10 protein-coding genes and 1 tRNA gene are annotated in these 13454 nt (G+C 42.5%); 4 read left to right on the top strand and 7 right to left on the bottom strand.

Features of this window, described 5'->3' with window-relative positions:
* Nucleotides 1–19 precede the first annotated feature (19 nt).
* Nucleotides 20–319 (bottom strand): hypothetical protein, encoded by a 300-nt coding sequence (locus tag BN161_RS23760; protein ID WP_244436611.1) that lies wholly within the window; start codon nt 317–319, stop codon nt 20–22.
* A gap of 450 nt (nt 320–769) precedes the next feature.
* Between BN161_RS23760 and BN161_RS23755 the strand changes: the two genes are divergently transcribed.
* The 4 genes from BN161_RS23755 to BN161_RS23740 are packed head-to-tail and all read left to right on the top strand — an operon-like array spanning nt 770 to nt 5752.
* A complete protein-coding gene (locus BN161_RS23755) occupies nt 770–2095 on the top strand; it encodes a TolC family protein (RefSeq protein ID WP_044270958.1) in 1326 nt (441 codons plus the stop codon).
* A gap of 24 nt (nt 2096–2119) precedes the next feature.
* The gene (locus tag BN161_RS23750; protein WP_044270956.1) at nt 2120–3211 is read left to right on the top strand and encodes an HlyD family secretion protein; all 1092 of its coding nucleotides are present in this window, start codon (nt 2120–2122) and stop codon (nt 3209–3211) included.
* Between the two features lie 4 nt (nt 3212–3215).
* The gene (locus BN161_RS23745; protein WP_044270954.1) at nt 3216–4856 is read left to right on the top strand and encodes an MFS transporter; all 1641 of its coding nucleotides are present in this window, start codon (nt 3216–3218) and stop codon (nt 4854–4856) included.
* A 29-nt stretch (nt 4857–4885) separates the two neighbouring features.
* Nucleotides 4886–5752, top strand: coding sequence for a helix-turn-helix domain-containing protein (locus tag BN161_RS23740; RefSeq protein ID WP_044270952.1), 867 nt, complete (start codon nt 4886–4888; stop codon nt 5750–5752).
* A 70-nt stretch (nt 5753–5822) separates the two neighbouring features.
* On the opposite strand, the gene BN161_RS23735 is transcribed toward BN161_RS23740, so the two are convergent.
* The 6 genes from BN161_RS23735 to BN161_RS23710 all read right to left on the bottom strand — a co-directional run bounded on the left by BN161_RS23735 (nt 5823) and on the right by BN161_RS23710 (nt 13442).
* Nucleotides 5823–5896: transfer RNA gene (locus BN161_RS23735), tRNA-His, on the bottom strand.
* A 91-nt stretch (nt 5897–5987) separates the two neighbouring features.
* Nucleotides 5988–7124, bottom strand: a complete 1137-nt coding sequence (locus tag BN161_RS23730) for a CapA family protein (RefSeq protein ID WP_052356412.1) — start codon at nt 7122–7124, stop codon at nt 5988–5990.
* A 93-nt stretch (nt 7125–7217) separates the two neighbouring features.
* Nucleotides 7218–8099, bottom strand: a complete 882-nt coding sequence (gene folD, locus BN161_RS23725; RefSeq protein ID WP_007216115.1) for a bifunctional methylenetetrahydrofolate dehydrogenase/methenyltetrahydrofolate cyclohydrolase FolD — start codon at nt 8097–8099, stop codon at nt 7218–7220.
* 155 nt (nt 8100–8254) lie between these two features.
* Nucleotides 8255–9574, bottom strand: a complete 1320-nt coding sequence (gene ffh, locus BN161_RS23720) for a signal recognition particle protein (RefSeq protein WP_044270951.1) — start codon at nt 9572–9574, stop codon at nt 8255–8257.
* Nucleotides 9575–9669: 95 nt separating this feature from the next.
* Entirely contained in the window at nt 9670–11634 is a 1965-nt protein-coding gene (locus tag BN161_RS23715) for an ATP-binding protein (protein ID WP_044270949.1), read from the bottom strand.
* Nucleotides 11631–13442, bottom strand: a complete 1812-nt coding sequence (locus tag BN161_RS23710; protein ID WP_044270947.1) for a tetratricopeptide repeat-containing sensor histidine kinase — start codon at nt 13440–13442, stop codon at nt 11631–11633. Before BN161_RS23710 ends, BN161_RS23715 begins: the two co-directional genes overlap by 4 nt.
* Between the last annotated feature and the right edge of the window lie 12 nt (nt 13443–13454).

Here is a 13454-nt window from a genome sequence, read left to right as displayed (position 1 = left end):
GTTATCTGATTTTTCTGAGTTATTTTTCTTCAGAATCTCCGATGACTTTGATTTTAACGCACTCACTTGGAACCAGTTTCATCAGTCCGTCGATGAATTCACGACTGCATTCGATCAGTGTCTCCTGCTTCATTTCTCCCTGAGAGGTTGCATAAAAGTTGAACAAGTCATCTGAATCGGGAAGTTTTGTTACGATATAAGTAATATCCGTTGACTTTTCATTGTACTCTTGCGCTAAATCATCGGCTCTTGCCCAGAATTGTGTTGATTTGTCACCACTGATTTCTACGACTGCAATTAATTTTTTGCTTGTTTCCATAATCATTTATTTTAATTATAACGTTGTCATGTTACTAATAGAGGAATAAACATTCCATAATACTACTCGCAAACCGGATGCCAGTATCTTGGAAATAAACGTTGTATTATTTATTTTCAGACTATTTAATCTTAAAGATACCGTCGATGCCTGCTTTGCAGATTCTGGATGAAAAAATAACAACTGTGCTTTTTTTATGTTTTTAGCCATTCACTTTTTTTGCATATATTCTTATGAATAGCTTGGGAATTTACTAATGTTTGCAACGTTATATATGGCTATTGGCAAGATCTGATTTATAGGGTGGGGAACATTTGTGCATGTTATGGTTGTGGGATGAATCAGAAGTAATCATGCAAAAAGGGAAAATGTGAACATAAACAGTCGATATATAGACAGCATCTTATGTGCTAACCCGCTAACTTTGCCTCCAAATATCAAATGATTGTTATGAGAAGGCTACTGTTCATTTTTTCCTTTTTCTGCCTGCCCGTTGTGAGTGCAGGCGCACAAGATACTCTGGCATTGGAAGACTGCCTGAAGATAGGTATCGAGAACAACCTGTCCCTGCAAAGTAAACGGAAAGAGATACAAAAGGGAAGGTATGGCATCTCCGAGAACCGTGCACGGTTGTTGCCCCAAATCAATGGTTTTGCCAATTATAATGACAATATCGACCCGCCCGTATCCGTCACTGACGGCTCCGCTTACGGCACACCCTACAATGTAACCCATACCTTGCAATACAATGCCAGCGCAGGTTTGCAGCTCCAGATGCCGCTCTATAACCAAACCCTCTATACCGGTATCTCCATTGCGCAGACAATGGACGAGATGAACCGCCTCACCTACGAAAAGGCGAGAGAAGACCTCATCTTGCAAGTCTGTAAGATGTATTACCTGGGACAAGTCACCGCCGAGCAAATCGCACTGATAAAAACCAATATCACCCGTCTTGAAGAATTGCAGAACATCACGCAGGCCTTCTATGACAACGGAATGGCAATGGAAGTCGATGTAAAACGGGTGAACATCAATCTCGAAAACCTGAAAGTGCAGTATGACAATGCACAAGCCATGCTGGAACAGCAATTGAACCTGCTGAAATACATCATCGATTATCCCGCAGAAAAACAAATAGCCTTAGTGCCGGTGGATACCGAAACCATCACCCCCGTAGCGTTGACCGGACTTTCGGAGAGTCTATACGAACTCCAACTGCTGCAATCGCAACGCCAACTGGCGGAGCAGCAAAAGAAGATGATTGGTTACGGATACATCCCTTCCCTGAATCTGACGGGCAACTGGATGTTTTCCGCTTACACCGATAAGGCTTACCACTGGTTTCATTCCGGTCCTTCCGGTCATTGGTATCGTTCCTATGGCTTAGGGCTCTCGCTGCGTGTCCCCATCTTCGACGGTCTGGACAAACGCTATAAAACCAGAAAGGCGGTCATTGATATCGAAAACATCAAACTGGCACAGGAGAACACCCGCAAGAATTTGCAGACCCAATACCTGAATGCTACCAACGATCTGATGAACAACCAACGGAATTTCAGGAAACAGAAAGATAATTATTTGCTCGCCGAAGATGTATATACCGTCACTATGGACCGCTACCGCGAAGGCATCACCTCAATGACCGAAGTGCTGCAAGACGAAATGCGGATGAGCGAAGCCCAGAACAATTACATCAGCGCCCACTACAACTATCGGGTGACTAACCTCATGTTGCTGAAACTGACCGGGCAAATAGAATCATTAGTCGAATAACACGTTAATCAATAACATCTAAATATGGAAACTGTAGAAAACAATAGCGCATCCAATACGCATCAGGAGAAAGCAAGGAAGTTGAGAAAATTACGCCGTTGGCAAATCGTAATCAGCCTGTTGGGAGTAGGCGTCATGATTTGGGGGATGATTCAAGTGGTCTGTCTCTTCCTGGATTACAAGCAGACCGAAACCAGCAACGACGCCCAGATAGAACAGTATATATCTCCCGTCAACCTGCGTGCCTCAGGGTATATCAGGAAGATTTATTTTACCGAACATCAGGAAGTTCGCAAAGGAGACACCTTGCTTGTACTGGATGACCGTGAATATAAAATCCGCGTTATGGAAGCGGAAGCCGCCCTCAAGGATGCGCAGGCAGGCGCCACCGTCATTGGAGCCACCTTGCAGACCACGCAAACCACTGCATCCGTTTACGATGCTTCCATCTCTGAAATAGAAATCCGTTTGGCCAAACTGGAGAAAGACCGCCAGCGTTATGAGAATCTGGTGAAACGGAACGCTGCAACCCCCATTCAGTTGGAGCAGATAGAAACGGAATACGAGGCTACACACAAGAAACTGGAAGCCGTGAAGCGTCAGCGGAAGGCGGCTCTTTCGGGAGTGAACGAAGTGTCTCATCGCCGTGAGAGTACCGAGGCGGCCATTCAGCGGGCAACGGCTGCGGTGGAAATGGCTAAGCTGAATCTGTCTTATACAGTAGTCGTAGCCCCTTGTGACGGAAAGTTGGGACGCCGTGCCCTGGAGGAAGGACAATTCATCTCAGCAGGGCAGACCATCACTTATATCTTGCCCGATACGCAGAAGTGGATTGTTGCCAATTATAAAGAAACCCAGATTGAGAATCTGTGTCTTGGGCAGGAGGTGATTATCACGGTGGATGCCATCAGCGACAGAGAATTCACAGGAATTGTTACGGCTATTTCGGGAGCTACGGGCTCTAAATATTCGTTGGTTCCCACCGATAATTCTGCCGGAAACTTCGTGAAGATACAGCAACGCATACCGGTTCGTATCGATTTCACCAATCTCTCCAAAGAAGATAATGGGAGACTGGCGGCAGGTATGATGGTAGTTGTGAAAGCTAAACTCTGACGCCATGCCCTCGTACCCTAAAAACTATCCTTTCTACAACTGGGTGCCTAAACCGATAGGCATCATCATTATGTTGTTACTCTTTATTCCTATCCTTACGGTGGGTGGCGTTTACTCTGTGAACAGCACCGAAATGATGAGTGGACTGGGCATCATCTCCGAACATATTCAGTTCACTAATTTCGTCACGTCCATCGGAATGGCGGCTTTTGCTCCTTTCCTGTATCGCCTGATGTGTATCCGCCGGGAGAAGATGATGTGCCTGGCAGGGTTCTCGCTCATGTATGTCTTTAGCTATATCTGTGCGGAGACGGACAGTATATTTATTCTGGCGCTTTGCAGCCTGCTCATGGGCTTCTTGCGGATGGTACTGATGATGGTCAATCTGTTTACGCTTATCAAATACGCCGCCGGAATGGAAGCTACCCGCAACATCACTCCGGGATTGGAGCCTGATGATGATAAGGGTTGGAACAAACTGGACATTGACAGGTGCGTCAGCCAACCGGGCATTTATCTGTTCTTCATGATTTTAGGGCAATTGGGCACGTCGCTTACGGCGTGGCTGGCTTTTGAGTATGAATGGCGGTATGTGTATTATTTTATGATGGGTACGGTGTTGCTTTCCATCTTGGTTATCTTTATCACAATGCCTTATCATAAGTTTACTACGCGCCGCTTTCCTATTAACTTCAGGCAGTTTGGCAATGTGGCGGTGTTCTGCATTACATTGGTTTGCATCACTTATGTGCTGGTTTATGGTAAAGTCTTGGATTGGTACGATGATGCGTCCATCCGCACCGCCACCCTGGTTGCGGTTGTCTTCGCCTGTCTCTTTTTCTATATGGAGAAGAACCGCCATTCACATTACCTCCTGTTGGATGTCTTTAAGTTACGCACCATTCGTATGGGCATTTTGCTTTATCTGTTACTGATGATATTCAATTCGAGTGCCATGTTTGTCAATGTGTTTACGGGTGTCGGTATGAAATTGGATAATTATCAGAATGCGACATTGGGCAACTGGTGTATGGCGGGTTACGCCATTGGTGCTATCTCTTCTATGATATTGGGCTCCAAGGGAGTACATTTCAAGTATCTGTTTGCGGCCGGCTTCCTGTTTCTCGGATTGTCGGCAGTATTCATGTACTTCGAAGTGCAGAGTGCCGGATTATACGAGCGGGTGAAGTATCCGGTCATTATCCGTGCCACAGGTATGATGTTCCTTTATGCCCTGACGGCTGCTTATGCCACGCAACGCATGCCCTATAAGTACCTTTCTACTTGGATTTGCGTCATGCTTACCGTGCGCATGGTGTTGGGACCTGGCGTCGGAGGCGCTCTTTACTCAAATATATTGCAGGAGCGTCAGCAGCATTATGTCACCCGCTATGCGCAAAATGTGGATATGCTTCATCCCGAGGCTTCCGCCTCGTTTACCCAGACTGTTCAAGGCATGCAATATCAGGGAAAGAGCAAGCAGGACGCAATCAATATGGCGGCAATGTCTACCAAAGGGCGGATTCAGGTGCAGGCCACCCTGTCTGCCGTAAAAGAAATGGCGGGCTGGACTATATACGGTTGCCTTATTTGTATGATATTCGTACTGATTATTCCTTATCCTAAGCGGAAATTAGTAACTTAGCACTGTTTTTTTATATAGCTTGTGATATTATGGATACTCAGCAGGAACGTTTGTATCGTCTTAACCATGCATTATTAAGTGGAAAAGATGTTTGTAGTTCGGAAGGTATGCTTCATGATTTTCCGGAGTCATTGAAGAAACCGTTTCAAGTGAATGGAGTGGGGGTGGTGGTTTGCCGTCAGGGAAGTTTTATGTTTACTCTTAATCAGAATAGTTTCTCGGCCAAAGTGAATGAGACTCTTTTTATTCCCGGTGGTTCTGTCTTTCAGGTATCCCGGCAGTCGGAAGATGCGGAAGTATTCATCCTTGTTTACCAGACAGAGCCAATACGTGACATCATAGGCAATTGTGTGACTTCGATGCATCTCTACTCACAGCTTGCCACGGAGCCATGTTACGTATGGAGTACAGGTGAAGAGAATGAAGTCCTGAAGTACATGTCTCTTTTGGACAACACTTTACGGATAGAGGAAAATACATTCAATCATTATGAGCAGAAGTTACTTTTGCTGGGGCTGACGTACCGGCTCTGTTCTATCTATAACCGTAAACTTATCACGCAAAGAGCATCGGTAGGGCATAAGCATGATATTTTCATACGGTTGATTCAGTTGATTGAAAAGCATTATATGGAGCAGCGAGGCGTGGAGTTTTATGCAGATAAACTTTGTTTGTCACCTAAGTACCTTTCCGTATTGTCCAAGTCTATTTGTGGATATACGGTACAGGAACTGGTGTTCAAAGCCATTATCCGCAAGAGCATTTCATTGCTTAAGAACACGCAAAAGAGCATACAGGAAATATCTGATTACTTCAACTTCCCTAATGCTTCCTACTTTGGCACGTTTTTCAGGAAACAGACGGGGGAGTCTCCGCAGCAGTATCGGAGGAAGTGAAACAATCTTCCCAAAAGCCTGATATATAACAAGAAAGAGGAATATCATTACTGAAATTCCTCTTTCTTTGGGTGACTGATGGGACTCGAACCCACGACATTCAGAACCACAATCTGACGCTCTAACCAACTGAACTACAGTCACCATGTTTGCGTCATTTCTCAAACGCGGTGCAAAGATAGGTATTATCTTTGATACTGCAAATATTTGGCGAAATATTTTATTGAAATATGCATTATTTTTTATTCTCCTTAATTCCTACATTGTGCTGTTGGAGGAGCTTTCGGGCATTTTTGACGAAGATATTCAGATGGTTACGTGCAGCTTCCGGGAGCTTTGAAATAGATGCGGAATCTGTAGGATAAAGCACATAATTTTTTTCTTTGGTGAGATTGGGACGTGCTGTCCATACCAAATTATATCCACGACGTTGTACTCGAACTTGCGGGGAGGCAGATATTGTGGTGTCTTTTTCTAATTCTAATGTGAAAATAAGTCCTCCGTCAGTATTTACTTTGCTCATGTTGGAGATGAAATTCCCTAAAGAATATACTACAGCGTGTTGTGCTCCGGTAATGCTATCGGTGCGTAGTTCCATAGGTTGTATAACATGAGGATGGCTACCGATGATATGGGTAACGCCCTGTTTCAATAGCCAATCAGCCAACTGTCGTTGTTCGCGACTAGGTAGCGATTGGTATTCGTTTCCCCAATGCATACAGGCAATGATAACATCAGGTTGCCATGTTCGTGCTGTATTGATATCCTGTAACATGATTTTCTTATCAATATAGTTCACTATGTTGGGAGAGGATGGCTTAACTCCATTGGTATCATAGGTATAGTTAAGAAGGGCAATTCGAAAACCGTTTTTGTGAATGAATAATGGGTATCGTTGACAGCGTTCTTCTTCATTTCTATAAGTTCCGGTGTAGGGGATACATAAGGAATCTAACATTAGGATTGTACGTTCCAAACCTTTTTTACCGCGGTCGAGACAGTGATTGTTAGCAGTTAACAGAACATTGAAACCGGCCTCTTTAATGGCATATAAATATTCATCAGGTGCGCAGAAAGCCGGATAACCACTATAAGGTTTTCCACCGATAGGTACTTCTAAATTGCCGATAGCGATGTCCGCCCCACTGATTTGCTCTTTTACGAGAGAGAAGCAGGGAGAGTAGTCATAAGTCCCTTTATCTGTATGTGCGGCGTCAAGCTGGGCTTTGTGTTGCATCAAATCACCTACAAATAATAGAGTGATTTTTGCAGGGGGGATTGTATCAATGGATTCCGGTACTACTTGTTCCTGTGCTGTGCTACAACACGATATAAAGAAGAAAAGTAATGCAAGAGGGATTGTCTGTTTCATGACTTTGAGTGGATTAAGGTTCCACTGGATAAAATAAATACCGAAAGGAGTCGAGTTGTCACAAGAGGCTCCTTCCGGTATTCGGTATTTTTATTATTGATATATTGCTTTCTTACCAGCCAGCAATGTATTCTTCATCAAAGAAACGATGGTCATCGGTCCTACACCACCCGGTACAGGAGTGATAAATGAACATTTCGGAGCAACCTCGTCAAACTTAACATCTCCAGTCAGTTTGAAGCCTGATTTTTTTGTAGAATCCGGTACACGTGTAGTACCTACATCAATAACCACGGCACCTTCTTTTACCATTTCAGCTTTCACAAAATTGGGTTGTCCCAATGCAGCGATGATGATATCGGCTTCCTGGCATTCTTTTACAAGATCTTTACTCCGGCTATGGCATACGGTTACAGTAGCATCTCCCGGATAGGCTTTCTGCATCATCAGTGCAGCCATTGGTTTACCGACGATATTACTGCGTCCCAATACTACACACTTCTTGCCCGAAGTTTCTATTTGATAGCGTTTCAGTAGTTCAAGAATACCGTTAGGAGTTGCTGATACATAGCAAGGCAATCCTATGGACATGCGACCTACATTGATGGGATGAAACCCGTCTACATCTTTACGATAATCGATAGTTTCAATCACTTTTTGCTCAGAGATATGCTTGGGTAATGGGAGCTGTACGATAAATCCGTCAACATCTGCATCTTCATTTAATTCACGTACTTTAGCAAGGAGCTCTTCTTCCGTAACATCCGCTTCATAACGGATGAGGCTGGATTTGAATCCACAAACTTCGCATGCTTTCACTTTGGCAGCAACATACGTTTCGCTGCCACCATCGTGGCCTACAAGAATTGCAGCAAGGTGAGGGCATTTGCCACCTTTTGCTACAATTTCTGCTACTTCTGCAGCAATCTCCTGTTTTACTTGTTCAGAGATTGCTTTTCCATCAATTAATGTCATATAAATATTTTTTGTTTTGATTATAATTTATCTTGCATTGGGGACCTAAAAGAGTATCGCAAATATAGAGCAAATAACCGAATATAACAACAATCCCGCTGACTTCATTTAAAATATGAAATTAGCGGGATTGGTATACTTGCAGTTTATCTTTATTATTTTATCTTCGGCATCATTTTGCCCATCTTGCTACCCGTTACCATCTTCATCATCTTGCGGGTTTGGTCAAATTGTTTCAACAGGCGGTTTACTTCCTGAATATTCGTACCACTACCTTTGGCAATACGTTGACGACGCGAACCGTTCAGAAGAGCTGGGTTACTGCGTTCTGCCGGGGTCATCGAATAGATGATAGCCTCAATACTTTTAAATGCATTATCATCAATATCAATGTCCTTAATAGCTTTACCTACACCCGGTATCATAGAAGCTAGGTCTTTCAGGTTGCCCATCTTTTTGATCTGTGCAATCTGACTCAAGAAATCGTTGAAATCGAATTGATTCTTGGCAATCTTCTTTTGCAGGCGTTTTGCTTCTTCTTCATCGTACTGCTCCTGGGCACGTTCCACCAATGAAACGATATCACCCATACCAAGAATACGGTCTGACATACGTGAGGGATGGAACTGGTCAATGGCATCTAGTTTTTCACCTGTACCCACAAACTTGATCGGCTTGTTCACCACCGAACGAATGGAAAGAGCGGCACCACCACGGGTGTCACCATCTAATTTAGTCAGTACAACACCGTTGAAGTCAAGTCGTTCGTTAAACTCTTTTGCTGTGTTTACAGCGTCCTGACCAGTCATGGAGTCTACTACAAACAAGATTTCGTTTGGATTGATTACTTTTTTAATAGCGGCAATCTCGTTCATCATCTCTTCGTCTACTGCCAGACGTCCGGCTGTATCGACAATGACTACATCGTATCCTTTGGCTTTAGCCTCTTGAATGGCGTTTTCGGCAATTTTCACCGGATTCTTGCTATCAAGTTCAGAGTATATTGGAACTCCAATTTGTTCAGCTAATACGCGCAACTGTTCAATAGCGGCAGGGCGGTATACGTCACAAGCCACCAATAACGGCTTCTTGTTCTTTTTCGTTTTCAGCATTCGTGCCAGCTTACCTGAGAAAGTTGTCTTACCGGAACCTTGCAGGCCGGACATCAAAATAACTGCCGGCTTTCCTTCCAAATCAATCTCTGCTGTTTCGCCACCCATCAATTGAGTCAGTTCATCGTGCACGATTTTTACCATCAACTGACTGGGCTTTACAGCTGTCAACACGTTTTGTCCTAATGCTTTTTCCTTAACGGTATCAGTGAAAGTTTTGGCTACTTTGTAGTTTACGTCAGCGTCCAACAGTGCTTTGCGCACATCTTTCAGGGTTTCCGCAACATTGATTTCGGTGATCTTTCCTTCACCTTTCAGAATTTTAAACGACCTTTCCAGTCTTTCGCTTAAATTATCGAACATGATGATATAATTCTATTTATAAATTACAAATTACTCTTATTGAGGCGCAAAAGTACAAAAAATCCACGTATCTACCTTCATTTAAGGCAATAATATTATTCAACCGAGGTAGCGGGATAAGTGAAAAGAATAGTTGGACCTTCTTTGCTATCGGGGATTACCTGATATGTACCGCCAAAGTGTTTTATAAACAGACGGTTGACATCATTACGCAAAGCAGAGTCTTGATTGGCATATTTGAGGTCTGCGAGGGGGCAGTTGGTGATTTTAAAACGTAATATTTCTCCGTTCTTGTTCAGAGTGAAGTTGAGATCGCGTTCTTCTTTGAAAGAAGCGAATGGACAAGTTAGAATACTGACAACGAATTGCATGAACCGGTTTGTGTCTGTATGGATGATATATTCGTCAATGTTACTGATGAAATGAGTATGCAAGGTAGAATTCTGCATATGTGCCATTCCTACAGCATCGTTGCAGAGCTGTACGATGTCATAATTACTCATTTGGAATTTCATCATACCGGCTTCCAGGCGCGACAAATCAAGGACATTGTTGACTAAACGCATTAGCTGATCCGTGTTTTGCTGAATAATTTCCGCATATTCTTTGCGGGTTTGATCGTCTATTTCCGCTTCGTTTGCTATGATTTGTGAGAACCCCAATACCCCGTTCAGGGGAACACGGATGGCGTGACTCATATTGGAGAGGAAACGATTCTTCATTTCATTGGCTTCTTCTGTCTGTCGTGTGGCTTTATGAGTTTCTTTTTCTGATATCTTTAGTGCTTTTCGTATCAGATTGATGCGGAACATATAGCCGATACATAAGATCAGGATGATTCCGAGACTCAAAAGAATACTGGTTTGTACACGATTTCTTAGTTTTCCACGTTCCCATACCAATTGGTTCAGATGATGTATTTCTTTGATTTCCTCCAGTTGTTTAGCTGATATGGTAGCAGTCAGTGAATCCTGAATATGATTGGAACTTTCGTACAGTGGCAGGGCTTCTGCATATTTACCCATTTCTTGCAGAATGTCAGCTTTCCGCGATAATTGTTTGGCATACTCCATTTGGGCAGATTCAAATTGTTTCATCTTTATCAGAGCAGAATCTATATAGAGAAGTGCAGCCTGATAATCTTTTGTATGCCGGTAATACTCCGCACTTGCATCATAATACAGGGCCATATAAGGAATATAACTCTGCGGAGTTATGAAGCCTTGAGCTTCTTCTATATGATATTTAGCCGAGTCTATCTTTCCTATCCCTATATAATAGTAAGTTTGAAATATTTCTGAGAATAAATAAAGATTGAAATATGATTCATACATATCCGGATCTAAACTAAGCATTTCTTGCAATAGCTGTTTGTTTTCTTTCAGATACATCTTCAGGCTTGAATAGTCTTTCTGGTCTTTACTGAATACAATTAGTTGATTCAGAACATTAAACTGTGTACTGCTGGTTGTTTGTTCCGAAACATATTTGTGAGCTTTTCGAAGCGCTTCTCCTTCTTCTTTTGTACGGTTGGTTTCATGGTATGCACTTGCCAGACATGAATAAGCAGCTATACGGCCGTCTGTGTTATTCAGTTCTTCTGCTTTCTCAAGCATTTTTAATGATTCATTGATGGCATATTCATATTTCTCCTTATATGTATAAGTATAAATAAGCAATTTTTGTGCATTGAAGTACAACCTGAAAAACTCCATGCGTTCGGCAATGGGTTTCACGTAGTTCACCAGTTTACTGACACTATCGACTTCATTTTTATTATAGTAGTACAATATTTTGAAATATGTACTGCTACATATATATTTAGGATTTTTTTGGCGCTGTGCTTCGTTGAACATTTCTTCAGCATATTCTATATAATGCGGAGAGTTTTGTTCGGTAAGCACGAGTTTTTCAAGCAATTTTAATCTTGTGGTGTCATGCGGAAGTGTACGCAGCTCAATTAACAGGCTGTCTGCAACAGCTGATTTTTCTGTTGTATTCTCTGCGAATGCGAGGAAGCTTTGCAGGAAAAGAGCGAGTATTAACAAGGTTTGTTTCATTGCGCTGCCTCCTTTCTGTTGACAGAGTGAATCGGGTGAGTAAACAAGAATCGGGAACCATCCTTATATTCAGGATCTATCCATATTCTTCCACCAAAACGTTCTACAATCAATTGACAGATAGAGAGTCCCAATCCGCTGCCTTGGGCATTTTCATTCAGCTTTTCAAAACGATTAAATATCTGTCCCTGTTTTTCCGGGGCAATCCCACAACCGGTATCTGTAACTGAAAACACAGCCATTTCTTCTGATTCTTTCTCCAATAATAAGGTTATACTACCTTCTGTGGTAAATTTGGTTGCATTAATCAGCAAGTTGATGAGTAACTGCTGGAGACGTGCTTCATCCGTATAGATTTCCATTTTTTCCTGAGACGTTTGGAATAGGACTGCGGCGGATGTTTGCTTTATCTTCTCTACCGTATCCACTACATTGCGACAAATAGCTACTGCATCGCTGTTTCTAAACTGGAATTGCATTTTCCCGATTTCCAAACAGGAAAGGTCAACAACATCGTCTATCAGCTTCAAAAGTAAGTCTGAATTTTGCTGAATGATTTCATTGCATTGTTGTCGGGTTCCGATGTCAATATTAGCATCGGTCAGAATAGATGAGAAACCGGACAAGGCATTTAGTGGAGTGCGTATTTCATGACTCATATTCGACAGAAAAAGACTTTTGGTACGAATGGAGTTCTCAGCACTTTGCCGGGCTTTTTCCAATTTATGTTGAGATGCAATCAAGCGTGCATTGATTTTACGAATATAAAGTACGGATGCAATAGATATGCCTAAAATGAGGATACAACCTATAATTGAATAAAAAAGCAGACGGCTTCGCTCACTTTGATTATCCATCTCAAGACGGTCCACCTGATATATGGTTCGCAACAGGTTTATCTGGGTGGAATAATTACGGGCATTGATAGAATCTCGTGCAATGTTGATGTCCTGAAAAATGGCGCATGCCTCTCTGGGTCTGCTTTGTTTGGTATACAAGTACGCCAGTGAATTCTTCATTTTCAGATATCTGTTATAGACATTGGCATTGCTAGTATTGATGGTCAGCTCATTATATAATTTGATAGCTAGTTCGTCATCTCCAATTCTTTTGGCATATTCAGCTTGTATATATTTCAAGATAGAACTATGAAAATAAAACGGATAGTATTCATACCATTCTTCTGCTTCCTGAATATATTTCCGGACTTTATCCATATCATTATTATAGAGGTAATAATATGCTTGGAAGATATTTTCTATGAAACGGCTGTGCTGGTTATCATTCATTTGTTCCATCTGATCCAAATGGGCTTTAGCTTCATCCATCCTTCCTTTTCTGATGAGGGCTGGAATTAGTTGAATCAAGACTTTTTCCTGTAATTTTTCGGAGCCGGAAACTTTATGCAACTTCTGCATGGCTATTTGGTATTCTTCGATAGCCTCGTTGTTCATGTGGGCATTCAGATAAGTATCGCCTATTGAGCAATGGGCTATGGCTATGCCGATATCGCATTTCATTTGAGTGGCCTGTTTCAGCATGGCATTCGCTTTTTCCAATGCATCGTTGATATGCCCGCCTGAAGCAAGGGCATAGGCGGACATCTGACGCATAAGGAACATGTATTTATAGTCCTTCCTGCTGCGGAATACTTCTACAAGTTCGTCCTCCCATTGGACGATATCGCTTAATCTGACTTCCTGGGAATAACCTAAGTTGTTATCCATCAGGTATTCTATAAGATGTATACGTTCATCTTCCGAATCCTTGCTTGCAGACAGGATATAGGAAGCGCCGTAAAATAGCATCAACAATGATAG

The sequence above is a fragment of the Bacteroides timonensis genome, from assembly GCF_000513195.1.
GTDB classification, from domain to species: domain Bacteria; phylum Bacteroidota; class Bacteroidia; order Bacteroidales; family Bacteroidaceae; genus Bacteroides; species Bacteroides timonensis.
This window is presented reverse-complemented; position numbering and strand designations above follow the sequence as displayed.